The organism is Metallosphaera cuprina Ar-4 (assembly GCF_000204925.1).
GTDB lineage: Archaea > Thermoproteota > Thermoprotei_A > Sulfolobales > Sulfolobaceae > Metallosphaera > Metallosphaera cuprina.
The window spans coordinates 1,423,704-1,448,235 of sequence record NC_015435.1; the positions used below are offsets into that span (position 1 = coordinate 1,423,704).

23 protein-coding genes are annotated in these 24,532 nt (G+C 41.5%); 13 read left to right on the forward strand and 10 right to left on the reverse strand.

What is annotated here, in order from left to right; translation table 11 throughout:
* The first annotated feature begins 21 nt into the window (after positions 1–21).
* A complete protein-coding gene (locus tag MCUP_RS07395) occupies positions 22–927 on the forward strand; it encodes an ABC transporter ATP-binding protein (RefSeq protein WP_013738174.1) in 906 nt (301 codons plus the stop codon).
* Positions 924–1,763, forward strand: a complete 840-nt coding sequence (locus MCUP_RS07400) for an ABC transporter permease (protein ID WP_013738175.1) — start codon at positions 924–926, stop codon at positions 1,761–1,763. Before MCUP_RS07395 ends, MCUP_RS07400 begins: the two co-directional genes overlap by 4 nt.
* Positions 1,764–1,988: 225 nt before the next feature.
* On the opposite strand, the gene MCUP_RS07405 is transcribed toward MCUP_RS07400, so the two are convergent.
* Entirely contained in the window at positions 1,989–2,783 is a 795-nt protein-coding gene (locus MCUP_RS07405; RefSeq protein ID WP_237698038.1) for a ParA family protein, read from the reverse strand.
* A 95-nt stretch (positions 2,784–2,878) separates the two neighbouring features.
* Positions 2,879–3,886, reverse strand: coding sequence for a diiron oxygenase (locus MCUP_RS07410; protein ID WP_013738177.1), 1,008 nt, complete (start codon positions 3,884–3,886; stop codon positions 2,879–2,881).
* Between the two features lie 355 nt (positions 3,887–4,241).
* Here MCUP_RS07410 and MCUP_RS07415 point away from each other — a divergent pair, with 355 nt between their 5' ends.
* On the forward strand, positions 4,242–4,988 hold the full coding sequence (locus MCUP_RS07415; RefSeq protein ID WP_013738178.1) for a nucleotide-binding protein: 747 nt from the start codon (positions 4,242–4,244) through the stop codon (positions 4,986–4,988).
* 316 nt (positions 4,989–5,304) lie between these two features.
* Here the strand turns inward: MCUP_RS07415 and MCUP_RS07420 are convergent, their stop codons facing one another.
* The 4 genes from MCUP_RS07420 to MCUP_RS07435 all read right to left on the reverse strand — a co-directional run bounded on the left by MCUP_RS07420 (position 5,305) and on the right by MCUP_RS07435 (position 8,885).
* Positions 5,305–6,060, reverse strand: a complete 756-nt coding sequence (locus MCUP_RS07420; protein ID WP_013738179.1) for an oxygen-binding di-iron domain-containing protein — start codon at positions 6,058–6,060, stop codon at positions 5,305–5,307.
* Complete coding sequence (locus tag MCUP_RS07425) at positions 6,057–6,815, reverse strand: hypothetical protein (protein ID WP_013738180.1); 759 nt, start codon at positions 6,813–6,815, stop codon at positions 6,057–6,059. Before MCUP_RS07425 ends, MCUP_RS07420 begins: the two co-directional genes overlap by 4 nt.
* 219 nt (positions 6,816–7,034) lie before the next feature.
* Complete coding sequence (locus tag MCUP_RS07430) at positions 7,035–7,580, reverse strand: hypothetical protein (protein WP_148230920.1); 546 nt, start codon at positions 7,578–7,580, stop codon at positions 7,035–7,037.
* 99 nt (positions 7,581–7,679) lie between these two features.
* Entirely contained in the window at positions 7,680–8,885 is a 1,206-nt protein-coding gene (locus MCUP_RS07435; protein ID WP_013738182.1) for a radical SAM/SPASM domain-containing protein, read from the reverse strand.
* A gap of 207 nt (positions 8,886–9,092) precedes the next feature.
* Here MCUP_RS07435 and MCUP_RS07440 point away from each other — a divergent pair, with 207 nt between their 5' ends.
* The 4 genes from MCUP_RS07440 to MCUP_RS07455 are packed head-to-tail and all read left to right on the forward strand — an operon-like array spanning position 9,093 to position 13,047.
* Positions 9,093–10,217 carry a peptidase U32 family protein gene (locus MCUP_RS07440; RefSeq protein ID WP_013738183.1) on the forward strand — a complete coding sequence of 375 codons (1,125 nt, stop codon included), beginning with the start codon at positions 9,093–9,095 and terminating at the stop codon, positions 10,215–10,217.
* Positions 10,210–10,902, forward strand: a complete 693-nt coding sequence (locus tag MCUP_RS07445) for an MBL fold metallo-hydrolase (protein ID WP_048057592.1) — start codon at positions 10,210–10,212, stop codon at positions 10,900–10,902. The genes MCUP_RS07440 and MCUP_RS07445 overlap by 8 nt, the downstream gene beginning before the upstream one ends.
* Entirely contained in the window at positions 10,896–11,954 is a 1,059-nt protein-coding gene (locus tag MCUP_RS07450; protein WP_013738185.1) for a radical SAM/SPASM domain-containing protein, read from the forward strand. Before MCUP_RS07445 ends, MCUP_RS07450 begins: the two co-directional genes overlap by 7 nt.
* A complete protein-coding gene (locus tag MCUP_RS07455; RefSeq protein WP_013738186.1) occupies positions 11,938–13,047 on the forward strand; it encodes a radical SAM protein in 1,110 nt (369 codons plus the stop codon). The genes MCUP_RS07450 and MCUP_RS07455 overlap by 17 nt, the downstream gene beginning before the upstream one ends.
* A 16-nt stretch (positions 13,048–13,063) precedes the next feature.
* Here MCUP_RS07455 and MCUP_RS07460 read toward each other — a convergent pair whose 3' ends face one another.
* The 4 genes from MCUP_RS07460 to MCUP_RS07475 are packed head-to-tail and all read right to left on the reverse strand — an operon-like array spanning position 13,064 to position 15,883.
* Positions 13,064–13,924 (reverse strand): 3-methyl-2-oxobutanoate dehydrogenase subunit beta, encoded by an 861-nt coding sequence (locus MCUP_RS07460; RefSeq protein WP_013738187.1) that lies wholly within the window; start codon positions 13,922–13,924, stop codon positions 13,064–13,066.
* A complete protein-coding gene (locus tag MCUP_RS07465) occupies positions 13,921–15,081 on the reverse strand; it encodes a transketolase C-terminal domain-containing protein (RefSeq protein WP_013738188.1) in 1,161 nt (386 codons plus the stop codon). Before MCUP_RS07465 ends, MCUP_RS07460 begins: the two co-directional genes overlap by 4 nt.
* Positions 15,082–15,348, reverse strand: coding sequence for a 4Fe-4S binding protein (locus tag MCUP_RS07470; RefSeq protein ID WP_013738189.1), 267 nt, complete (start codon positions 15,346–15,348; stop codon positions 15,082–15,084). It lies immediately after the preceding gene.
* Positions 15,341–15,883 carry a 2-oxoacid:acceptor oxidoreductase subunit gamma family protein gene (locus MCUP_RS07475; protein ID WP_048057593.1) on the reverse strand — a complete coding sequence of 181 codons (543 nt, stop codon included), beginning with the start codon at positions 15,881–15,883 and terminating at the stop codon, positions 15,341–15,343. The genes MCUP_RS07470 and MCUP_RS07475 overlap by 8 nt, the downstream gene beginning before the upstream one ends.
* A 406-nt stretch (positions 15,884–16,289) precedes the next feature.
* Here MCUP_RS07475 and MCUP_RS07480 point away from each other — a divergent pair, with 406 nt between their 5' ends.
* The 6 genes from MCUP_RS07480 (at position 16,290) to soxC (ending at position 24,503) form a co-directional block, all read left to right on the forward strand.
* Positions 16,290–16,661: a hypothetical protein gene (locus tag MCUP_RS07480; protein WP_237697984.1), complete on the forward strand. Its 372-nt coding sequence runs from the start codon at positions 16,290–16,292 to the stop codon at positions 16,659–16,661.
* Positions 16,662–16,916: 255 nt separating this feature from the next.
* Entirely contained in the window at positions 16,917–19,274 is a 2,358-nt protein-coding gene (locus tag MCUP_RS07485; protein ID WP_013738192.1) for a plasma-membrane proton-efflux P-type ATPase, read from the forward strand.
* A 64-nt stretch (positions 19,275–19,338) separates the two neighbouring features.
* Positions 19,339–20,763 (forward strand): cytochrome b558/566 subunit A, encoded by a 1,425-nt coding sequence (cbsA, locus tag MCUP_RS07490; protein ID WP_013738193.1) that lies wholly within the window; start codon positions 19,339–19,341, stop codon positions 20,761–20,763.
* Entirely contained in the window at positions 20,760–21,704 is a 945-nt protein-coding gene (gene cbsB / locus MCUP_RS07495) for a cytochrome b558/566 subunit B (protein WP_013738194.1), read from the forward strand. The genes cbsA and cbsB overlap by 4 nt, the downstream gene beginning before the upstream one ends.
* 119 nt (positions 21,705–21,823) lie before the next feature.
* Positions 21,824–22,798 carry a Rieske iron-sulfur protein SoxL2 gene (gene soxL2 / locus MCUP_RS07500; protein ID WP_013738195.1) on the forward strand — a complete coding sequence of 325 codons (975 nt, stop codon included), beginning with the start codon at positions 21,824–21,826 and terminating at the stop codon, positions 22,796–22,798.
* Between the two features lie 52 nt (positions 22,799–22,850).
* Positions 22,851–24,503, forward strand: a complete 1,653-nt coding sequence (gene soxC / locus MCUP_RS07505) for a proton pump complex cytochrome B SoxC (RefSeq protein WP_013738196.1) — start codon at positions 22,851–22,853, stop codon at positions 24,501–24,503.
* Positions 24,504–24,532 lie beyond the last annotated feature (29 nt).

Consider the following 24,532-nt stretch of genomic DNA (forward strand, 5'->3'; position numbering starts at 1 on the left):
TATAGAATAAGGAATCGTTTGATGGGAGCAGTTAACGTAACTAATGTATTTAAGCGATATGGCACTAAGAGGGCTCTTAATGGCGTCTCCTTATCCGCGAGTAAAGGTTACATTACTGCTATATTAGGCCCTAACGGAGCGGGCAAGACTACCCTCATTAGGATAATTACTACGTTAATTAACCCAGATCAGGGTAGGATAGAGATCTTAGGAAAGGACCCATTCAAGGAGAAGAACGTCTTTAACAAAATCGGTTATGTTCAGGAGTTACCTAACTTGCCTCCCTTTTTAAGTGGGAAGGAACTTCTCTCCCTCTCCGCTAGGCTCAAAGGTGTGAACAAGGAAGACATAAAGAGAGTTCTAGAACTCGTAGATATGACTGAGAACGCTGATAAGAAGATTGCTAAGTACAGTAAGGGAATGATCCAGAGGATAGCTCTGGCCGAGGCCCTATTGGGATGTCCTGAAGTCTTAATTATGGATGAGCCAAACGTAGGGACCGATCCGATCCTTAACTTAAAAATGAGGGACGTCCTGAATCACATGAGGAGAGAAGGGGTAACCATAGTAATGACCACTCACGAGTTAGAGGAGGTTAGGAAAATGGCGGACAAAGTATTTTTCTTATTTCAGGGCAAGGTTTTCTTTGAGGGCTCGACGGAAGACCTAGTGTTAAAGTTTTTAGGGATCAGGGTGATAATAGAGACGCAGGATGGAGAGGCACTCCTCTCTTTGCTTAAGAAATTGGATTACGTGAAGAACATAGAGTTCGAAAGTAACAAGTTCTTTGTAGAACTTACCGAGGACTCAAGGGAGGAATTGCTTAGGGAGATCGTGATGAGAGGAATTAGGGTCAAATCGTTTTATCTTAACCAAGATTTAGAGAAGGCCTACGAGATGGCAATAAGGGAGGCTAGAGCTAAATGATGTTAGATCTCATCCTCTATGAACTAAGGAGGTCAGTCGCCAGGAAAAAGGTAATTTCGCTTATTACGATAACCGTTCTCTTTGAAGTAGGCACGTACGTTGCGCTCTCCCAGATTAGAAGCCCAAGGATAGAACAGCTGATCTCTCCAATCCAACCTCTCCTATGGATAGCTGGAGTGCTTTTACCTCAAAGCTTACTTTTGCACTTCATAGCCATATCTATTGCCTCTGGTTCTATGTCAGAAGAGTACGAACAGGGTACTGTAGACTTCTTTCTTACGAAGTCAATAACTAGGCTAAAATTTGGACTAAGTAAGCTAATTGGAGGTTATATTTTAGTGATTTCGATATATCTATTGATGGTACTTTTGGCTGTAACTCTCTCGGAACTTCTATTTGGGGTTCAAACGGACTTGTCTTACTTACCTAGTCTAGTTGGTTCTGTGATTTTTTCCTCTCTAACCTTCTTCGGTGTGGCTTTCATGGCTGGAGAGCTTTTGAGACGAAGTAGTCTTGCATTTCTAGTGTCGAGCTCTGTACTTATAGGTTCGATACTGATAGGCGCCGTCCTAATTTTTGTGGCTAGATTAACAAACGATCCTATCTTCAATTCGATAGCCATAGCCTTGCCTTCATGGGGGGCTACTGAGCTACCTTTCCTTTACGCCAGCTCGATACCTAACGCTTCCCTTATAGTTCAGGCACTTGAAATATTCCCAGCAATACCTGGTACGGAAGCGGATGCTATAGTACTCACTTTGGGTTACGCTGGAGTTGCGTTCATCTTAAGTTTCATGAGTTTGCTCTCAAGGGATATACCAAAGAGGATCTCGTAAACCTAAGGGCTTCCCGCCCAGTTCGTCGTTTTTAAAAGTTTCATTAAATCAAATAAACGATTCAATTCTTTATATTTCTGATAACGAGAAATGAAACGCATCTGATAAAAGTCAGGTATCAGAGCGTGACTAAGGAAAAGATCTATCCCAAATTAGATTATTCTCTAAGATCGTGAACGTTACTAAAACCTCAAATCTGTAAATAAGTTTCATTTTCCTTGACTTTCAAAAAGATCGTTTAAAATTCTTAGAAGGATCGTCATAAAACTTAAGGATATCACTAGTCAGTTTGTTGATTTCCTTCAAATTAGGGATGTCTTTCACTTCTCCTGTGAAACCATATAACTCTTCTAAAAATGGTAAGAGTATTACAGAATCAAACGAACTCCTCAAGCTTCTGGTTTGCTCCTCTATTTCACCCATACGTTGAGGTGGAACCATATTTATTACAAACGATTGAGCAATAACTCTAATGCCCAACTTGTTTTCGTTCACCTTTCTGTCCAACGTCGATATAAAATAGAGCGAGTTCTCTATGTCAATTTTATGAGAGTCTGTAACAAAAACTCTATACGATGGCGTACCCGGATAAAGGGAAAGATAAGCTTTCAATTCCAACTCTATCTCTCTAGAAGAAGGGAAAGAATGTGATTTGTTGTCAAGTATTACAAAGTCGTGTTTTATCTTAATTACGTCCTTATACCTTCTTTGGAGAGACTCTAAAAGATCTTTGTTAGAATTTATATTCTTAATATCATTATAAAATCTAGGGCCATCACCGTAAAATTTGAGAACCGTGAGAGCCCCATTGCTCATATCTAGCTGTTTAAGATAATCCCCCTCCTCATTGTCTACAGTGCTAGCGACCAATCCCTTTCCCTTTATTCTAACTAACCACGAAACGTAGCCTAGCTGATCTCTATCTACTAAAAGCACTTTCTTACCTAAGCTACATAGTTGCTTAGCTAAAAGTAGTGCAATAGTGGACTTTCCTACCCCGCCTTTACTTCCTAGAATCACTATGCGCAAAATTTAATTCCCCACTTATTTTTTGATTCCTTCACATTTAGACTAGATAAAAATTTTTTGCTTAAAATAATAACACGATTTCAGGGTTAGAACACTGGGACGAAATCGTCTTCTTTCAGGTCTTCAATCTCCTCCCCTGTGATCCCTAACTCCGGTATTGCAGGTATCTTCACCCCGTACCTAGCTAGCGTGGCTCCCACCCTGACTAAGGCCGTCCTCCAGGCCTCCTCCTTCTCCTTGAGCTCAGGTATGTAAAACCCGGCCCCTCTAGCTAAGTCCTCCATCCTCTCGTTGACTTCCTCAAACCAAGGAGGTAACCTCCAGAACTCCTTAGGGGGTTTGTAGGTTATTAGGGAGAGGAAGACGAACCCAGCCCTCACCTGTTTGGTCACAAGCTTCCTCTGCTCGTCCGTCATCCTCGACGCCCCGTCAGTCATTATTAAGTGGGTGAAAGCGTAGTGTCTAGTCTCATCCACCGCTGTGTTCCTGAAGGCCTTCCTCATCTCCTCAATCTTAGATCCCTTAGACATGGTGGTGAAGACCGTCGTCGCTGCGGCCTCACCCATCATGAAGGAGGTGAAAAGCACGTCCAAGGTGTACTTACTATATGCCTCCAAATACGCTCTCCAATACCTCGCCCCGTTGTACCACGTCCACAGGGTGTTAAGTCTAACTTTGTTTTCAAACTCGTCTTGGGGCTTAAAGTCAAATGGATAACCGGGTAGCACACTGTTTATAGCCAACCCGCACATAACGTTATGTCTATTTTCGTCATACGTAATTGTAGTCAAAACACCTTTCACTGCAGTGTTCAGATGAAGTTCGTGGGACTTAACTAGGGCGTAAGCGAAAACGGGAGTGGCGTTATCGAAGTTGGAGAGTAGAGACCACCAGTAGGCGATGGCCAGCCTCTGCTTCCTATCCAAACCTGAGGCAATCTCCTTAATCTTGTTCCAATCTATGTCCTCCTCGTCCCACTGCTCCCTCTTCGCCCTCCTGTACAGTTGCCACGCCCTCTCATTATCAAAACTCCACTTGGGTGGATATACGTTATATGGAGGATATTCAGGATCCCTACTAAAGTCTAAAGTCACCTTCTCACTATATTATAATCATATTCACTTACATATAAATGTTTCCGAAACAAATTAACTGAATTCCCTTTTAGATATATAACTCATAATATAAATTAGTTTTTGAGATGAGATTTTCTATGATGTAAATTCTAATGATCGGATTTGCAGGCGATAGGCTTCTCAGGTGGGCGAGACAGGTCCCTGGTCATTAACTCTACAGATGACGAGCCCACCAGTCTCAATACCGTGTTTAAATAAAATTTTTCTCGACTTTAATGACTTGGATAGTGTTGAAAAACGTCTCGTTGGATTTCTTGCTTAGTTAATTGTTAAATGAAAATATTTATTAAACATTTAATGATCATTTATTATAATGGCTAAAATAGCTAGGTTCTCGGTGATGAGTCTAAAAGGGGGAGTAGGTAAATCAACGCTAGCCTATTATTTAGCAAAGGAGTTATCAAAGAGGTATAACGTTCTATTAGTTGACAGGGATTATACTAACACTATAGGAAAGATTTATGGACTTGAGACTGGTTTACTCAACGTTTTGGGAGATGGAGTAGAAGGGAAGTTCTATGATAATATAGGTAAGTTAAGAGTCTTGTCATTGGTTTCCTTTTCTCCTAGCTCCCTTCCATCATTAGGGGATTTCGCGAGGGCCTACTCTAACTTCCTGGAGGGAGTAGATGTTATGATAACGGACAACCCTCCAGGATTTGATGAGATTATGGCCATGGAGTTCAAGGGCTATTATGAGGTTATGGGCGAAGTTCACTGTTCATCAGTCGTTGTAACAACTCCTGGAGTATCTCTCTCCTTAACACTATCCCACCTTAATGACATCGTGAAAACGTTAGTTAGCTGGGTACCTCAGATCTCATTTGCGAGGTTATTAGCGTTAGTAGTAAACATGGTTAAAGGTAATTTAAACATTGAAATACCAGGTATTAATGTAATACAAATCCCGTTTTATAAAGAGTTATTGTTTCGTAGTTTTGTCGACTCATCTATACGACCGGATCTAGACAGCATGATACGGTTGATGGAAGAGAGGATAAAACAAATTCGCAGCGGGGGGGGTATCTTAGTGCAATCTCATAATCTTCAGATTCAATAAAACAATGTTAGTTTTTCCTAAGAATCATTAATCAGATCCATAATCTGAAATCTTAAGATGTAAATAATTATAAAATATAAAATGGTGGTCTCTTTATATCTAAGAAGAAACAGATCTGGGTAAGGAAATTATAAATTCTGTTATCTCTATGTAAGACAAAGATCTTATTACATTTCAAGTCTATTATTGATGGTCATTACCCAACAGGTTTTTAAACTACGTTTTTCAGATGACATGTGAGAGTCCTACATCGCCTCTGCTTAACAAAAGCCTTCTGATCGATTAAAACTCATAAATAAAATAGAGATCGTTATTTTCATGGGATCAGATCCAGCCCTAACTTATCAAAGGATTTTATCCATGTTAAGAACTTTCTCACGTTATCTCCAATAAATATAGATCCGTGCTGTGGGGCAATGATATCTATGTTAAGGTTCTCTATTTTCTTTAACCATTTATCAACAGCGATTTTATTTGGTATATAACGCCTGTGAAAAGATTCCATCAATTTAGTATGTGATTCAAAATCCTCTACTATCAGATACCATTTATCTTTAGGAAAGATTGCAGCCCCCATATCGCCTGAGAAGTAAACCTTAGATATTGGATCGTAGAAGTGAAAATTACCTGGTGAGTGAAGGAAGTGAGCTGGGATAGCCTCTATGTAGCGCCCGTTAAAAGGGATCTTCATCCCTTGATCCGGTATGTCATTTATTTTCTCCCCTAGATCGTAACCTAAATGAGGTAAAAATCTCTCCCAAAGTTCCGAGACGTATATCCTCGCGTTAGGTAGCATGTCAACCCACAGATTTAGTGCCCCAGCCACATCAGGATCCTGGTGACTAAAGAGTAGGAGCTCTACGTCTTCTAGTCTCACAAATTCCTTTATGGAGTTTAACACTCTTTCGAAAACGAAGTAGCCTCCCGCATCCAATAATGCCCCCACGTTTCCTTGCCTAATCAGATACTGATTCGTTAATACTCCCTTCTCTCTATCAGACTCATCTAAACCTAGCCAGATGAACGATAGGTCACCCTCCTCAAATATAACGTAAGGTTTATGGACTTTCATTGTATCACCTCTAATACTCTAGGAGATAGGGCTACATAAGTGTGTATCTTGTACGTTCCACTCAACTTATTTAACGTCTCTTCTTCACCCTTGTGTTCCTCTCCGTTCTTAATCATGTAAACCCCTTTCAATTCTCCATTTATGAAGAGTAGTCTAAAGGTACCCTGACCGCTTCCTGACACATAGATAACTGGATACTGTTGGAACTCAGTTATTACTTCCTGGAGGTAGTTTATAAGTTCCCCTTCCTTGATTTCAACGAGTTCAGACTTTACCATTTTCGACTTCATGATGAGTTTAGTTAGGGTTGACAGTCTTGAGAGCAGATCTGAATAGTCAGATTGATAGTTCTTTTCCACCGTAATGGAACTCTCTAACTCTCTTTTTAATCCATAACTGATTTCCTTCGCTATTGAATCCAACGCCTTTCCAACTACCCATTCCCTTTCTCCCGAATAGCTTACCGCAATCGTTACTTCATTTTTTTCAGTTATAGAAAGTAAAATTTTTAAAGTATTGTTTTTGTCATCAGAAAGTTTATATTCTACCATCTTCTGACTTTGAATTACAGGGGATATAGTATAGGTGGAGTCATGATAGAAAAACAGCCTCCTGAACTTAAGTCTGACCTTGTTTTCCTTGATGGAGACGACTCCTGGCATAACTGAGATAATGTTTTGCGGATCGCCAGCCAGTTTAATTAAAGCATAGGCAGACGGAACGTTTAATTGGGTAGTGAAATTCTTCAATTTCAATCTTATTTTGTCTTTACAGAAATAAAGCTAAAAATCTAATTCATAAAGCTAAGCCAATGGGATGATTAACCATGTTAAGTACATGAGTTCAGAATTCCATTAACGTATAGAGATGACCCAACGTATAGAGATGACCCAATTCCATTGGACGTCTTATGATTTAAGATGAGGGGGTTAAAGAACTTGACATAATGTTGAGAAGCGTAACAATGAGGGTTCTCAACTTTTTATTGGAATTACTTCCAGTCTTACTATATTTTTTGCAAATATGGCCTTAACTAGATTATTCCACAAAAGAGATGGAACTCTCAGTTTTCTTTTTCCCTCGTCATCGTCAGGGTTCCCTATCCTAATCTTCATTTCATTTGCTATTCTTTTCAGACCATAAACACATTCTGAGTAAACCGGACAGGTAACACACTCGTACCTTGTTGAACCCATGTCAATGAAGATCAAATGATTCTTGAAAGTATAAAGTACTCCCGTATCCACCTGTATGGAGTCGTTCCTCGGTATGAACGGTATGACTGCCTTGAACGAAATTGCGTTATCCTCTATCAAGCCCATTTTTTTAAGATCTTCTAAGATATAGTAATAATAGCTCTTGCTTAAGTCTAGACTTTCCCTTCTATCAGTAAATAAAACTTTAATGTAATTTTCTGTTCCAAGCTTATTGAAGTTTTCCCTTGATAGCATGATTATTTTTTCGGACCTTTTAACCGGCCTCTCAGTACTGAATATTCTGTAGTCACACATTGTAATCATAGAATATCAAGATTATAATTTTTTAAAAAGTTTATTAAAAGCATATCTCATCTCTCTTTAACGGGGTTTACCGCATGAAAACTTTACCCTCAAAGGAGATTACCGCATGATACGGCTTACTAAATTAACGAGCCGCTCATAAGTCTCTCTCCTACAATCGAGCCCATGATACCCCTTTCCTTCTAACATCGATAAGAACCTGCAACCTCCCATACATAACGGAAGAAACGGACATGTCTTGCATTTAGGGCTTAATATTAAACTATTTTTCCCAATCAACCTCTCGTTTAGTATAATGAGATCCCCTTGCTCTGTCAGTCTCCCCTTGACGTAAAGGGGATTTCCAGAAAATGCCCAGCACGGGTATACCCTTCCCTCGGGGTCAACAACAATATCCTCATCGACGTGAGCTACACAGAGCCCTAGTCTAAAGACGTCGTGAGGTATTTTAAACCCGTGAGCTCTAGCTTTTTCCCAGAATCTCTCTAGCACCTCAGCCTCCTGATCCCTTGGTATCACGTTATCCCACCACTCATTCCTGAACACGTTAGAGTGAACGAAGTGAGGGTCTAATCTAATGTTCGTTATCCCTCTCTCCCTTAACTCACTAAACAGTACGTCCACCTCATCGAGGTTTTTCACATCAACGTTTATCCTTAAGATCACATTAACAATATCCTGTAAGTTTCTCAAGTTGTTGAGTATCACCTCATAGGAGCCTCTTCCGTCTAAATAGTGTCTCCTCTTATCGTGAACCTCTCTAGGCCCATCTAACGTTATCTGCACGTGAGATAAGCCCAATGAGATAAGCCTCTCAGCCACGCTTTTAGTGAGTAAAGATCCGTTAGTGACCACGCTAAATGAGTACTTAAGTCCCGAAAGCGATTTCGATATATCCTCGATTTTTCTAAGCTCTAATAAAGGTTCGCCTCCAAAGAACGTGACTCTCACTTTCCTCCCTCCTTCTTTTCTCTTTATGTAATTCACGAATCCTCTCATTACGTTCTCTGAAACTGAGATAGCCCTTCTGAATCCCTTTTGAAAACAATAAACGCAATCGAAGTTGCAGTTGTACGTAAGAAGTAAGGTCGGCTCTAATACAGGTTTTTTCGATATGGACTCTACAAGATCTTGCAGGTCTTCATCTCCGCTTGAGAAGCCCTCCTCTATGATGTCCTTTAGATGATCTGGGACGTCTCCTTTCTTCAACCTTTCAATTTCATCTTTGTCAAGTTCCATTGCGTAGCCTGTTAACGTATTAAAAATGATGTTATCAATAAAAACATTGAACTTAGAGAGGACCACTGGGAGATCACCCTATTCTCCCCAACTAGGAGAATATCCACATCTCCCGGTCCTTCTTTCTATCCTCAGGATCCTTTTTGTTGTCTGCATTGAGGTGAAGAGGCAACGATCTCTTTTTTCCGTTTCTAATTTTATTCCATTATAGCTTACGTTAAAGGTAGTTAATCATATAACAAGTTTAAAAAAGAGAGAAAAGATTAAAATTTCATGAGACTCGTTGTAGGAACCAATTTCGACGACAATTTAATAGAGAGAATAAGGGAGTTCCCAGTAACGCATATTTTTGGTAGTCATACTAAGACGTTAACAGGGCATGGGAGGGCATCCTTTGTGCTTCCGAATGTGGACGATGAGAGGTTTAAGGATCATTTAGACTTAGCTCACGAGAGAGGCATTAAGTTCCTTTACACGATGAACACGGCCACGTTAAATGGAAAGGAGTATTCAGAGACTTTCGTAAGGAAACTTTCAGCTGAGATCGAAAGGTTAGTAAAGCTTGGAGTGGACGGTTTTATCGTAACTTTACCTTTCCTATTGAAAATAATAAAGAGCGAGCATCCTGAGTTAGAGGTCTCGATCTCATCTTACGCAAGAATCTACAACCTAAGGGAGGTTGAGAACTTTATTGAGTTGGGGGCAAATACGATAATACTGCACGAGGATGATAATAGGAACTTTAAGTTACTGAGGTCGCTACAGAGATTTAGGAAGGAAGTGGACCTTGAGTTGATAACTAACAACTCCTGTCTTTGGGGATGTATATATAGGAGGACTCATGACTTAGTATCCTCACTGAGTTCTGTTGAAGGCGGAATAAACGCATGGTTTGAGTATCCCATACTATTCTGCGCTACTGACGTGAGGAACGATCTAGCTAACATAATTAGGATGAGATGGATAAGGCCCGAAGACTTAGATTTTTACGAAAGGCTAGGTTACGATAGATTTAAGATAGCCGGTAGGAACAAGAAAACCGATTGGATCGTTCGGGCAGTGAAAGCTTACTCAAAGAGAAGTTATGAGGGGAACCTCTTAGACGTATTAAGCTACCCTCAAGGGAGGGCAGTACCAAAGGTGATGGAAAAGGTTAACGGGTCTAAAGACTATGAAGTCCTTAAGGAGGTCATAGTTAATAACAAGAGATTCCCATCGAAATGGCTAAACTTCTTCGACTATAACAACTGCGAGGAGAGAAGTTGCTCAGAATGCAAGTACTGCGACATAATTGCAAGGGAAGTCATAACCGTAAACGGAAAGGATCTAAACAGCCTGGACCTGAAAAGGATTCAGGTTCCTATAGAGTTAATTCAGAGGTTTGGAGGAGATGGTTAAGTTAGGGGACATAAGGATCATGGAGATGTTGGAACCGGAGTTCTTTGGAGGGGTTCTGAATCACAACATTGTGATAAAAGAGGGAGGGCCTTCTGGTGGGCTTCTGATGATAGACACCGGGTTACCTGGTTATCTCGACGCGATAGAGAATCACCTCAAAGCCTGGGGATTCTCTGTTGAGGACATTTCAGATATAGTGATAACCCACTGGCATCACGATCACTCTGGGAACGCATCTGAAATAAGGAGAATTAGTAAAGCCAAAGTTTATGCGCACGTGAATGAGATAGACTTTCTACGAAGTCCTAGTAAGTATGATCTATCTTACGATGACGTGAAGGACTTCATGCAAATTTCAAAGCAACAATTTGAATCTACTGCTAAAAGAATAAATGAATTAAAATATGAATCAGTGTATGTGGACTTTCCGCTTAAGGGAGGAGAGGTTATCTCAAAGTTTAAGGTTATCTACGTGCCTGGACACACGAGAGGTCATATAGCTCTCTTTGACGGCTCGTACTTGATCACAGGAGACGCGGTTAGAGGCGTTAACGGCGTGCCTTCACCACCATTGCGATTCTTTTCATGGGACTATCGTTTAGCCCTTGAGTCGTACAACAAGTTGATCTCCCTTCCATACTCTGTTTTAGTTCCATATCACGGTGAGGTGATCTACCGTTGGTAGCTCCATACGTAGTTGTCCTGGAAAGCACAAAGGCTTGTGATTTAGCTTGTAGGCACTGTAGAGCTAACGCTTTGCCCAATAGATTACCAGGAGAGCTCACTACTGAAGAGGTGAAGTCACTTGTAGAAGACCTCTCAAGTTCCGGAGTTAAGCTTTTCGTAGTGAGTGGCGGGGACGCACTCAAGAGGGATGACATTTTTGAGATATTGAGGTATTCCTCAAGGAGACTAAATACCGCCCTATCACCCAGTGGCAGTCGTATAAACCTTGATGTGGCTAAGAAAATTAAGGAAACTGGGGTGAGCATAGTTTCGATAAGTGTAGACGGTCCTGAAGAGGTCCATGACGAGTTCAGAGGCGTTAAGGGGGCTTTCAAAATGGCTAAGGGAGCAATAGAATCGCTCAAAGAGGTTGGAGTTCCTGTTCAGATAAACACTACAATTAGTAAGTATAACGTTGAAAAGCTTGACCTATTGAGAGAGGTGGTTGAAGGATTCAACCCCGCGTTCTGGGACATTTTCATGCTTATTCCTACAGGGAGAGCTACAAAGGAGATGATGATCTCCCCCGATCAAGCCGAAATAGTTATGAAAAGGGTGACAGAATGGAGATCAGACGGATTGAACGTAAGAATGACATGTGCACCCTATTTAGTTAGGGTGATGAACGAGTTAAACGTTACAAATCCCTTACCCCCTGATAGGATTTACGGAAGAAGAAGCGTTAATGGAGCTAGAGGTTGCATGGCTGGCAACGGTTACGCCTTCATATCTTATGACGGGACGGTATATCCATGCGGTTTCCTTCCAACACCTGCCGGAAACGTTAGGATTAGAAGATTTAGCGAGATATATGAAACCTCCCCTATTTTCAGATCGTTGAGGAACCCCTCCTCTTTGGGAGGAAAATGTGGAATATGCGAGTACAGGTCAGTGTGTGGTGGGTGTAGGGCTAGGGCCTTCAGTCTAACTGGAGACCTAATGGATGAGGATCCCTTCTGCTCTTACGTTCCTAGAACTTTGAGGGTCTTAAGCCATGATAAGCGTTTCTAGGCTAATAACAAACAGACCAGAGGGAGCAGATAGGATAAGATACTCAGGACAGAAAGACATATACCCGAGCGTGTTAGTTTTTAACGTAACTAGGAACTGCAATCTAAGGTGTCTCCATTGCTATTCTAGCTCTGGGACTCAGCAGTTTTATGATTTGCCTCTCTCAGTATGGATTGAGGCAGTTAAACAGGCTTCAGACATGGGGGTAAAACACATACTTCTGTCTGGAGGAGAGCCTCTTGCCAGAAGGGATTTAAGCCTCATAGCTAGAGAAGCGTGGGAGAGAGGAATAAGAGTCGAGCTCTCCACGAACGGTACAATGTTAACTAGGGAAAGACTCGAAGAACTAAGGAAATACGTTGATTACATAGGAGTTAGCTTAGACGGTCCTGAGAAGGTTCACGACGCGTTTAGAGGAGTTTACGGAGCGTTTTCTAAGTCCATCAAAGGACTTAGAATTTCAAAGGAGATGGGCGTAAAGACTGGGTTAAGATTCACTATCACAAAGGAGAACTATAACTACGTAGACTTCTTGTTCGATTTGATGAAAAAGGAGGGCATAGACAGAGTTTGTTTTTATCATCTGGCCTACGCTGGAAGGGCTGATAGAAAATTAGACGTTGATAACAAAACGAGACTAGAGGTAATTAAAAAAATAATTGACTACTCTAAAGATGGAGAATGGGAAGTCTTAACTGCGGATAATCCAGTTGATGGAATCCTTATCTACTCGTTGACAAGGAGCGTGAGAGTATTGGATCTGTTAAGGAGAAACGGAGGGAATAAGTCTGGGGAGAGAATAGCTGATGTATCCCCTGAGGGAGTCGTGTTTCCTGACCAATTCACTCCTATCCCTCTTGGTGAGATCAAGAACTTGAAAAGGATATGGGACGAACCCGGTCCAATGTTGAAGAAATTAAAGGAGAGGAGATCGTTCGTTAAATGTTCATCATGCAGGTTCTTCGAAGTGTGTAACGGAGGGCTCAGAGGGAGAGCATTAGCCGCAACGGGTGACTTATGGGAGAGGGATCCGTCCTGTTATTTAGATCTCATAGATTCGATTAATCTAACTGACAGCGACCTTAAAAGCTGATATCGATAGAGGCTCCTCAAGGCAGTGTCTTAGCCAACTCCTCCCACATCTCATCTACGCTGTCCTGAATAAATTTAATTTCATCCTGTGTTAGATTATTGAATCTACCCTGTATTTTTAAGTAATCAGTGACCGGTCTCCTCTTCTTCTTATCTATGAGGGTCTTACTAATGCTTGTTAACCTTAGCTTTCCTCTCTCTATCTCATAAAGAGGCCATATCCCTGTATCTACTGCTAACTTAGCGATCTCAATTGTGAGGCTTGAGTCAAATCTCCATCCTGGAGGACACGGTGAGAGAAGGTGTATGTATCTAAAACCTTTGATATCTTTACTTTTCCTAACTTTGGCTTGATAGTCAAAGAGGTAAGCTATAGACGCTGTGGCGACGTAAGGTACGTTATGTTCTGCAATGAGTTGGGGAAGCGGTTTCTTTCTTTCCCTTTTCCCTGAGGGGGTGGTAGTTGTCCACGCTCCATAAGGAGTTAAACCGGATCTCTGAACTCCAGTGTTCATATAAGCCTCATTATCATAGCAAACGTATAGTATGTCCTCGTTCCTTTCTGCGGCGCCACTCAAAGAGGCGAAACCTATGTCACCAGTTCCTCCATCTCCAGCCCAAACCACTACAGTTGCTTTCTCTCCCCTTGAGTCTAATGCACTTTTTACTCCGGAGGCTATTGCGGGGGCCGCAGCGAAAGCGCTATGGATTACAGGCACCCTAGAAGGCATTCCTCTAGTGTCGCCCATTATCACTGTAGTACACGAAGCTGGTATCACCAGAACGGTCTTTTCTCCTGTCATCTCCAGAAGGGCATCTAGCTCCCTTGGAATGGGACAGCCTGGACAAGCCGCGTTTCCTCTCAACATAGCGTTCATATTAACCACCTCTCATCTTCTAATCCGTTGGCGTGCGCTTCCTCAATGACCTTCTCTATATGTACTGGCCTTACGTCCTTTCCTCCCAATCCTCCTACAACGCTATAAACTGGTACATCTAGACCGTAGCATGCAGACTTAACTTCCTGGGCCAATATTCCTCCTGACCCATAGGAAAACGCCCTATCCATAACTATCACCCCTCTAACTTTTCTAACAATATCCTTAACCTTTTCCTTTGGGAAGGGTCTGAATGTCGTGATCTTAACTAATCCAGCTTTGATCCCCTTCTCCCTTACCCTGCTAACGGCGACTCTAGCATCTCCTGTCCAGGCACCCATCGAGATCACCAAGTAATCTGCATCGTCACATAGATAGCAATCGATCAGACCGTACTTTCTATTAGCGACGCTTTGGAACTCCTTTCCAACCGCCTCAATTACTATCTTTGCCCTCTCCATGGCTTTCTTAGCTTCATGCCTGAAGAAAATGTAGTCATCAGGGTTAGCTACCTGTCCTATTCCAACGGGATCAGCGAAATCTATAAGGTTGAACTCTCTAGGCGGGATGAAAGAGTTAACCGTTTCATCGTCTAGGACCTCTACTCTCTCCATTGTATGAGTAAGTATGAATCCGTCAAAGCCTATCATCACCGGGAGGAGTACATTCCGATCTTCTGAGATTTTAAACGCTTGAAGAGTCAAGTCGTACGCCTCCTGGACGTTCTCAGCCATCATCTGAACCCAAATTGCATCCCTCTTGCTCATAAAGTCCTGGTGGTCATCTAGAATTGACCAGGGGGAAGCTATCGCTCTAGTCGCTACAGCTGCGACCAGTGGAACTCTCTGCCCTCCTACCCAATATATCATTTCCGTCATGTAAAGTAAACCCTGAGACGCAGTTGCTGTGAAGACCCTGGCCCCACTGAGAGCTGCGCCAAATATAGAAGCCATCGCGGAATGTTCGCTCTCCACCCTGATCATCCTAGCCTTCAGCTTTCCAGAATCTACATACTCTGATAACTTCTCTAACATTGTAGTTTGTGGCGTAATAGGGTAAACTGCTAAAACTTGAGGTCTGGCCTGCATTACGGCGTAAGCTACCGCGTGGTTACCTACCATAGCCTTGATTACGTTTTTAACGGACGTGCTTTGCATTCATTTCACCTCTTTAATCATTTCTATTGCTGCTACAGGGCAAACTTGCGCACATACTCCACAACCCTTACAGTAGTCGTAATCTATTACGGGGTAAAGGTTCTTCTCTAGATCAATGGTGTTTTCAACGCAATAGAAATAACATAGTCTACATCTAGTGCACTTTTCGTAGTGGATCACCGGTTTGAGTATCCTCCACGTACCTGTGGATCCTGCAGATCCAACTCTAGGTCGAGCTAATGGGATCTCATTAGGCACGTTAATCAAGAGATTTCACCTCCTTAGTGCCTAGAAACACTGCCTTTGCGTTCAACTCGCCCAGCTTCCCTGGAAACTCTTCCATAACCGAAGTCTCCAGGAGTTCAGGTTCAACAACCTTTGTCATTTCTGCTAACGCACCTAACATAGCGGTGTTAACAACACTCCATCCAGCTACTACCAGGCCTAACGATCTCGCTATCTCAGTTGCGTTTACGTAATACGTGTTTTTCCAATACTTCTTAGGATTGTCAGAATTTATTAAGAGAATTCCGTTATCTTTTAATCCCTCGAGTGGGTTGATTAATGGGATGAGGGTGGTATCAAATACAACGACGACGTCCGGGTTGTACACTCTCCTGTGAAGAGGAATAGGTTCGTCAGATATTCTAACCTCACTACTCACTGGAGCGCCTCTCCTCTCCCCTCCAAAGAAAGGTATGGACTGTGCATATTTTCCCTTAGCGATGACTGATTTAGTGAGTAGCTCACCAGCGGTAACAACCCCTTGACCTCCTCTCCCCTTCAACGAAATTTCAATCATAAAAGATGTGTTGTTTCTAAAAGTTAAGGATATGACTTAAGATTTGTCCCTTTATATCTTTTAACAGAGTTAATTACTTTAGGAAAAAGGCTTAATTTTACGTTAATGCTAAAAAGGAAACGTACCTATTGATGGGAACTTAACCAAGTTAAACATGTTTTTTAAAATTCTTTTAGTTTATACTATAAAACTTTTTTTCCCTATCTAGAATAAGTTCATTGGGAACATGTGTTATCTAAATATTTCTAAGATTGATAGGCCTATTATAGAAAAAAACGTTGTTTTATTACGTAAAGAGAAATTTGAAAGAATAGAGACCGAAAGATATATCAAGATCCTTTCAACACATCAAAGGATTGACATAAGTAAAAGTTATTTCTACTTTACACTGAATAAAATACGTGAGATGGGACTCGTTACAAAAAACGGTCTCGCATTTAAAGCTGCCATCCCCTTTGAGATTAAGAAAGATAAGGTCGAATTGAAAGAGAAGATATTATACGTCACTGAAGATAAAGAGCTTTTACTTATGGATCTTGAGAGAGACGAATACGCATGTAAAAGTTGTTCCATAAGATCTCTATGTGTTAGTTACCTGAAGAAGGTGGCTAAGGAATCGAAGGTTCAATTAGAGAAGGAAAGACCTAGGGATGCGTGGAAGGAGCTAATAATTGCGATGGAGAGGAACGTTATAGAGAACGCCACCTATTTGAGAATTTCAGGTCTGGAAAGCACAGAAAGAGAGAAAGAGCTGAAGGAGAGCGAGATATCATGTTGAACGTTTTACCAGCGAAGCCTTTAGCTCTCCTGAATAATACAGATGAAGCCTTTATTAATTTGAAGTACTGAACTTTGACTAGCCAAGCAAATTCTGAGAGATTATTTTATCTGTGTATTTCTATGGTTTTTAAGAAGTAAAAATTTACTTTTTAGAAACTTCCAGATTAAGTCTATATTTAATAAAATTCTTATAGTGAATTACGAATTCCCTAAAACAGAAAGACACATAAATGACGCTAATTAGACTAACACTATGGGAAATGACAACGACGAGGTAATTAAGCTACTTAACAATCTGAATTCCAGCTTAGACGGATTAAGTACTGTCGAGGCCGAGTCTAGGCTTAAAGAGTACGGTTTTAACGAAGTGAAAGAAAAGAGAAGAAGTCCTATTGAAAGCTTTATCCTGAAGTTCTGGGCTCCAGTTCCCTGGATGCTTGAAGTTACTGCCTTATTGACGTTTATTCTTAAAAGATACCTGGATATGGATATTATCCTTTTCCTTTTAGTTTTCAACTCAATTATTAGTTTCATTCAGGAACATAGAGCAGAGAACGCAGTAGAACTCCTAAAAAGTAGGTTAAACATAATGGCTAAAGTTAAGAGAGATGGTAAGTGGAATTTAACTCCTGCTAGATATCTCGTACCTGGAGATCTAGTTACCGTAAAGATCGGTGACATAGTTCCAGCCGACCTAAAGATAATAGAAGGCCAAGTTTTGGTAGATCAGTCAGTACTTACCGGAGAGTCTCAACCAGTGGAAAGGAAATTCTTAGAGGCTCTCTATTCTGGTTCTATCATAAGACGTGGAGAGGCTAAAGGAATCGTGATCGCAACGGGAGATAAGACCTACTTCGGTAAGACCACTCAGCTAGTACAGGAGGCGAAGTCCAAATCACATATCCAGGACATCATTATGAAGATAGTGAGGTACCTTGTAGCTATAGACGTCGTCCTAGTAGTTGCCTTAACTGTGTTTGCAATAATTAATGGCATAAACGTCAGCGAGACTTTGCCCTTTTCCTTAGTCGTTCTCATAGCCTCAGTTCCAGTAGCTCTCCCCGCTACGTTCACCATAGCCATGGCATTAGGAGCTGAGGAGTTGTCTAGAAAGGGAATATTAGTTACCAGACTGAGCGCATCTGAGGACATAGCTAGTATGGACGTTCTCAACTTAGATAAAACGGGAACATTAACGGAGAACAGGTTGAGAGTGGGAGATCCAATCCCTTGTAAAGGCTATACTAAGGAAGATGTCGTTTCATTATCTACGTTAGCCTCAGACGAAGCCAGTCAAGATCCGATAGACTTAGCGGTCATAGAGTGTTCTAAAGCGATGGGAATAGTTCCAAAGTTTAAAAGAATCCACTTCGAACCGTTCGATCCAACAAAGAAGAGAACAGAGGCTCTGATTTCGACGCCTGATGGAGAGATGTTAGTTATCAAAGGCGCTCCTCAAGTGATCAGGGAATTAGCTAACGTGGATAAGGATTGGTTCGATCAGCAAGTTAAATCCCTGTCTGCTAAGGGTTTCAGGGTTATTGCAGTAGCTATGGGGAAGGATAAGTTAAATGTAGTAGGTATCTTACCTTTGTATGACAGACCAAGGCAGGATAGTTCCACATTCATTCATGAGATAAAGGAACTAGGAGTCAAACCTAAGATGGTTACTGGAGATAACACTTCCATTGCCGTGGAAATTGCAAAAGAGGTCGGCATAGGTGATAAGGTGTGCAACATGAGGGAGATAATGATGAATGACCAGGAAAGGGAGAAGTCCATTGAAGAATGCCAAGTGTTCGCCGAAGTCTTTCCAGAGGATAAATACACCATCGTAAGGTCATTGCAATCAAATGGACACATAGTGGGTATGACAGGTGATGGAGTAAACGACGCGCCAGCTCTAAAGCAAGCCGAAGTTGGCATAGCTGTATCTAACTCGACTGACGTGGCTAAGGCCTCGGCTAGCATGGTACTAACTCACGAAGGATTGACGGATATAGTGGAGGCAATAAAGACAGGAAGGAAGATCTATCAAAGGATGCTTACCTATACAATGAACAAAATAACTAAAACTTTACAAATAGTAATATTCTTAACTATTTCTTTCTTTCTAACGAGGTTCTTCGTAACTACGCCGTTTGACGTGATCCTTCTTTTGTTCTTTAACGATTTCGTCACTATGTCTATAGCCACAGACAACGTGAGATATTCTATGAGTCCGGAAAGATGGGATGTTGGGAGAATTGTCAAATCATCACTAGTGATAGCGTCATTGGTTATCGTGGAATCGTTTTTCATACTTTGGTTATCACTGGTCATGGGTTTCAGCCACAACGAGATCCATACCGTAACATTCGATATGTTGGTGTTTTCCGGTCAGTTCACAATATATCTGATAAGAGAAAGAGGAAGGTTGTGGAGCTCATTACCTAGTAAACCGCTAATCGTCTCCTCAATTGCTGACATCATAGTTGTGACGTTGATTTCCTTCCTTGGGATCCTAGTTACGCCTATACCTTTGTGGTTTGCCTTAATTGTCTTAACGATAACTCTCCTTTTCACTTTACTCTTTGACGAAATAAAAGTGAAGTTCTTGAGGCTATCCTAGCATCTCATCAGTCCAACTTCATAAGTTTATTATTGCTACCGTAGTTCTTTATTTTGTGATATTAATGATGCGTCGAGTGGGTAATAGAAAGGCCTTAATGATATTAAGTATAGCAATACTTGTCGCCTCAGTAATTATGGGATTTGTCAGCATTCCAATGGCACAAACCACCCCCCAGCTCGTTGCTTATAAGATCACAGGCTCTGCGAATCTTAACGCCCCAGGAAACGAAAGCTTTTGGTCTAAAATTCCTTGGGATAACATATCTTTAACTGCTAATATACCACAGGCCCCAACCTCAGGTTTAACTCACTACGTTTTAGTAAAGACCGCTTGGAACGGGACCGATCTCATGATATTAATGAGATGGCAAGCCTCTGATCCGGCGTTTGGAGCATGGTCTGCAGCCGCAGCGTCCTTATATCCATCTGCTAGTGGTCCGGGCCTTTTCAGGGAGATCTTGTTAACTCCAGGAACTACGTATTCTCTTAACACGAGTTATGGCAACTACTTTGCAATAGTGAACGGCAAACAAGTTACCGGGAGGTTGGTATTAAACTACTCTGGCATACTTCTTCCTACACCCAATATGACTCAGATCCAAGTTCTACCTAACGGAAGTATCATTCTATACCATTCTCTCAGGGGGATGGAGGATCTCCTCTACAACAATGGAATGTTTTACGGCTATTACGTTAACAATAGCTGGTATTACCCAGATAGAGCTGCGATAATGTGGTATATGGGGACGGTAATACCTCCAACCACTGACTGTATGAACATAGGAGGCAAGTTTCCGGGTCAAGTGTTTGACGGTTTTACATTAAAGGACGCAGGAGGCTCATTGCAACAGCAGGGAGGTGCTGCGAATATATGGATGTGGGTGTCTGGAGCAACTTGGAACAACAAAACCTATGACCCTGCATTCAGCGCAAATCTTTGGAATAACGAATCCCTAACAGGTCTTTCATATACCGATCCTGGAAACCAAGGCTTTGCAGTTCCGCTTTACACTAACAACACTGACATGTATGAGGTCGACACAGCGGGTATATGGTATTCCCCGGTCACCTCATCTGGTCTTAACGGATCGTTGTTCTTCGTGAAGACTGGAGCTACTTACTCTGACGGTTTCTGGACAGTTGAATACGTGAGACCTTTACAAGTACCTCAGTCCTACTCTAGATGGATGCCTAACTTTTCTGTAGGTAATACATACTATGTAGCTTTCGCAGTGTGGCAGGGTAAATTAGGTGAGACACTATTTGATAAGTCCATAACCTCAGGGTTCCTTCAGTTCACGCTGTCTAATTCCGCCCCTACTACCACTACCACCACCACAACTACTACCACTACCACCACCACAACTACCAACACTACATCAACTTCATCCTCTAGCGTTGGTAACGTTACTCTAGACGTAACAATAGTAGGTGCGATAGTTGCGATAATAGTTCTAATAGCACTTTATGTGGTGTTCAGGAGATGAGTTCTTTAAGGGATGACGTAACAAAGCTAACTTTAGTTTTTTTGAGTCTTGCCTCTATTTTTCAATTCATACTTCAATTTGTGTCCTCAATTTCTTACCTTCCAATAGACATTCCGTTTCAGAACGTTTTAACGAAAGTGGGCGAGATAGGTCTATATCTAGGATACCTAGCTATAGTGTTGTTTTCGATACTGTCATGGACAAAGATAAGGGCACTGCTTCCCATAGGTATCCTGCTATTAGTATCACCCCTCTTCACTCTGATCGCCAATTATTATCTCTCCCCACTTTGGATAGCATATGAGGTAATAATTTCCATTGTTGGAATTTTAGGGATTATAGAGAGCTTTCTTCGCGCTTCAGCCCTTTCTCTACTTAACTTACCTACAGCGTTTATGGTAGTGTTTCTCTTAATCGAGGGTTTACTTGTAGATATATCTCATGTTGAGATAATAACTAATTATCTCCTCATTTTCGAGATCTCCTTGTTGGGGTTCTTAGCTTACACGGTAATATGGAGCTCAAGATCTCTTTCGTTAAGAAGGGCAACGATATCCTATCTAGTTGCGGTTCCTTCACTGTTTTCTTTTCTTCCAATTTATTTTCTAGTAAATGATAACAGATTCATGGAAATCATAATGAACATGGTCATGCCGTCAGTTTTTGGAATAGTTCTGACAAATCCTTATTCATTACCTATTTTTGTCCTGTCCTTAGCTTTTTCAATTTATCTATCAACAGTAATAGCTTTAAGTGGAAACCCCTACGCCGGTTTAGGATATTTTATGGTAGTTACAACAGCATTTTTAGGAGTGAATGGCTATCACCTTTTATTATACATGATATATCCCATGGTTGGCACGATCCTTATGAACGTCAAGGGTGGAGAACGAAGTCTCTCGTATAGAATTAGGCAAATAATTAGGCTAATAAATTTTTAAATTTTTTAAACCCTTCCTAAGCCGCGTAGAGATAGGACTTCTTTCTATATAAATTGATAAACAGTCCAACGATCAAATCTTAATATAAGCTAGATCTCATAATAACAATGTGAAGCTCAATGCCCTTAAAAGTAAGAATAGGCAATAACGAGGTGAGAGTGCTTAGGTCATCCGACCTTTATTTCGTGCAGAAACTCCTTAAAGCTATGCGGAACCCCAAAACTAAGTTCAACAGCAGGGAATTTACAACCAAGGGTGAAGAGTATCTGTTCAACTATGTAAGTAAAAACGTAGGAGGAGTAGATGAAGGTAGAAGAAATTTCTTAAAGGGTATCGTGATAGGTGTTGCTGCAGCCACTGTAGTTGGTATAATTCCAGGACTGAGGGTTCTGGTACCACCAGTTGAGCAAGCCTCAGGATTCCCGAAATCGCTTTTACTTGATTCCTCAGGAAATCCATTGAAAGCCTCATTAATACCTGTCAACAGTCCTATTATAACGCTCTACGAATATCCGCTTACTGGAGAACCTAATTTTCTCCTCAACTTAGGGGATAAAGATGGTAATCCTATTTCTATCTCACCAATAGATGTGGTCGTTCCTCAAACCGGGAAAACGTACAAGTTCCCTGGAGGAGTAGGCCCTCACAACTCTATCGTGTCTTACTCAGCCATTTGTCAGCATCTAGGTTGTACTCCTCCATACATTCACTTCTATCCACCTGGTAATGTATCACCTTCACAGTTAACTGCACCTGAGCCAGATACGCTGACTGCTCAAGCTCTACTTGCAGCAAAACAGGCTAATGTTCCAGCTTTAATTCATTGTGATTGTCATGGTTCCACTTACGATCCGTACAAAGGAGCAGCCGTACTGACAGGGCCAACGCAGAGACCTTTGCCCACTATCCTTTTGGAGTATGATAGCTCCACAGATTACCTTTATGCAACAGGCGCCTTAGGAGTTGCAACTTATCCTGAAGGCTCTGATGGCATTCCCTCGCAAGACCCAACTAAAGACCTGGACACCTCTCAGTACGGAAGCAGTGTTGGAGATAAAACTCAGGTTCAGGCAAACACTAATCCTTTCTCTTAATCATAAGTCTAAGGTCAAACACTTAATTTCGTATAAGTGAAAAGGTGATCGTATGAGTTTAGGTAAAAGAGTCTCAAACTGGTTCGCCGAGAGGCTAGGTTTAGACGATCTGCCTTTTTTCAAAACTCCAGACTATATGTTCCACGCTAACGAATGGTTAGGGGCGTTGGTAGCTGCGTCTTTTATTTACACAGTTATATCAGGACTGATACTCCTTCTTTACTACAATGCTGCAGCAGGTTATCAATCTACTGAGGCCATAATCAATCAAGTACCTTATGGCTCCGTAGTACTTTACAGCCACCTCTATGGTTCCTACGCGATGATAATTTTAGCATACGTTCACATGTTCAGGAATTATTTTGTAGGAGCTTATAAGAAACCCAGAGAGTTGTTATGGATTCTAGGAGTTCTGATGTTAGTTCTAACTTTGGGCGCGTCGTTTTTAGGATATAGCCTAATTGGTGATGCCCTTGCTGTAAGTGCCGTTGACGTAGGTGCTGGTATAGTAACTTCTATACCGCAATTGTCCTTCCTCATTCCTATAATATTTGGGAATTACGACACCGGAGATTACACCAGGGTCTTAGCTTTACACATAATTTTAGTCGCGCTTATAGGTTTGCTTTTCGTGTTCCATTTCTTCTTAGCGGAACATTACGGAATGATGCCTTCCAGAAAGGTGAAGCCAAAGGCCCCAGCAGTTTACACTAAGGAGGAATGGTCAAAGTTCAATCCTTGGTGGCCGAGAAACTTCGTATACATGTCCTCCTTGGTCTTCATGACCTGGGGTTTCATCTTAGCTATCCCTAACGCCTTGGCTTACTTGAATGGTTTACCGCAGTACTTCAACCCTTTCATGAATCCGAAACCCGCACCACCTCCTAATAGCCCAGCCGCCGCACACATCACAACCTATCCACCATGGTTCTTCCTCTTCCTCTACAAGATAGCCGATTTCACTAGCGATGTCGTGGTATTCCTAATGATAGGCGTTATAATACCCTTGATTTATCTACTAATAGTGCCGTTTTTAGATAGAACTGATGAATTGCATCCCTTAAGGAGGAAAGTGTTCTCGGGAATCGGGATCCTTATGATAACTTATCTAATACAAACTTCTCTATGGGGCGATCTGGCTCCAGGAGTCCAGGTGAGCGTTAAGGATCAGGTAATTGCATATTTAGTACCTGCTATAATTGTAGCCCTAGGTTTAACGTTTCTCAATCCTATGGAACAAAAAGTTAGGCCCTCTTCTGCCATCTCTCCTATGACCTCGATTCTTTTCGTAGTTATCTCGTTGCTCTTTTCTGGAGCTGTGGTGCAGTTGATAGATTATCCTAGTCCATTAACGTTTTCAATCGCGATGTTCCTAGGCTCTCTCTTCTTCTTAGGGGCAAGATCGATGGGTAGTTTGGTGCTTAACAAAAACGTTAGTAGGAGCGTTCCTAATCGCCCCGTGTCCGAGGTGAATACTTCCGTCATGATCTCGAATGAGAAAAAGAAGAGGTTGGCAGAAGTCATTATGAGCATATTATTTGTCCTGGTTGTGGTTATAGTTGCGCAGATGTGGACTATTCCTCCTACAGGATACGCCTCAAATCTCTTCGGTGTTGACTTAGGTCTAGTGTTTCTTATGTTAGGGGAGTCGATCTCTCTGTACCACTACGTAGTCTATAAGAAGCCCACTGAAAAGGAAGAATAATTTTTTAAACGTTTATTCCTTTTTTACAA

Excerpts from the sequence above, each read along its gene's own strand:
- MCUP_RS07460 (WP_013738187.1), bottom strand. The coding sequence starts at position 13,924 with ATGAACGCTATGTTGAGAGGAAACGCGGCTTGTCCAGGCTGTCCCATT.
- MCUP_RS07415 (WP_013738178.1), top strand. The coding sequence starts at position 4,242 with ATGGCTAAAATAGCTAGGTTCTCGGTGATGAGTCTAAAAGGGGGAGTA.
- MCUP_RS07395 (WP_013738174.1), top strand. The coding sequence starts at position 22 with ATGGGAGCAGTTAACGTAACTAATGTATTTAAGCGATATGGCACTAAG.
- MCUP_RS07445 (WP_048057592.1), top strand. The coding sequence starts at position 10,210 with ATGGTTAAGTTAGGGGACATAAGGATCATGGAGATGTTGGAACCGGAG.
- MCUP_RS07475 (WP_048057593.1), bottom strand. The coding sequence starts at position 15,883 with ATGATTGAAATTTCGTTGAAGGGGAGAGGAGGTCAAGGGGTTGTTACC.
- soxL2 (WP_013738195.1), top strand. The coding sequence starts at position 21,824 with ATGCCCTTAAAAGTAAGAATAGGCAATAACGAGGTGAGAGTGCTTAGG.
- MCUP_RS07430 (WP_148230920.1), bottom strand. The coding sequence starts at position 7,580 with ATGATTACAATGTGTGACTACAGAATATTCAGTACTGAGAGGCCGGTT.
- MCUP_RS07480 (WP_237697984.1), top strand. The coding sequence starts at position 16,290 with ATGGGACTCGTTACAAAAAACGGTCTCGCATTTAAAGCTGCCATCCCC.
- MCUP_RS07455 (WP_013738186.1), top strand. The coding sequence starts at position 11,938 with ATGATAAGCGTTTCTAGGCTAATAACAAACAGACCAGAGGGAGCAGAT.
- MCUP_RS07465 (WP_013738188.1), bottom strand. The coding sequence starts at position 15,081 with ATGCAAAGCACGTCCGTTAAAAACGTAATCAAGGCTATGGTAGGTAAC.
- MCUP_RS07440 (WP_013738183.1), top strand. The coding sequence starts at position 9,093 with ATGAGACTCGTTGTAGGAACCAATTTCGACGACAATTTAATAGAGAGA.
- soxC (WP_013738196.1), top strand. The coding sequence starts at position 22,851 with ATGAGTTTAGGTAAAAGAGTCTCAAACTGGTTCGCCGAGAGGCTAGGT.
- MCUP_RS07420 (WP_013738179.1), bottom strand. The coding sequence starts at position 6,060 with ATGAAAGTCCATAAACCTTACGTTATATTTGAGGAGGGTGACCTATCG.
- cbsB (WP_013738194.1), top strand. The coding sequence starts at position 20,760 with ATGAGTTCTTTAAGGGATGACGTAACAAAGCTAACTTTAGTTTTTTTG.
- MCUP_RS07400 (WP_013738175.1), top strand. The coding sequence starts at position 924 with ATGATGTTAGATCTCATCCTCTATGAACTAAGGAGGTCAGTCGCCAGG.
- MCUP_RS07485 (WP_013738192.1), top strand. The coding sequence starts at position 16,917 with ATGGGAAATGACAACGACGAGGTAATTAAGCTACTTAACAATCTGAAT.
- cbsA (WP_013738193.1), top strand. The coding sequence starts at position 19,339 with ATGATGCGTCGAGTGGGTAATAGAAAGGCCTTAATGATATTAAGTATA.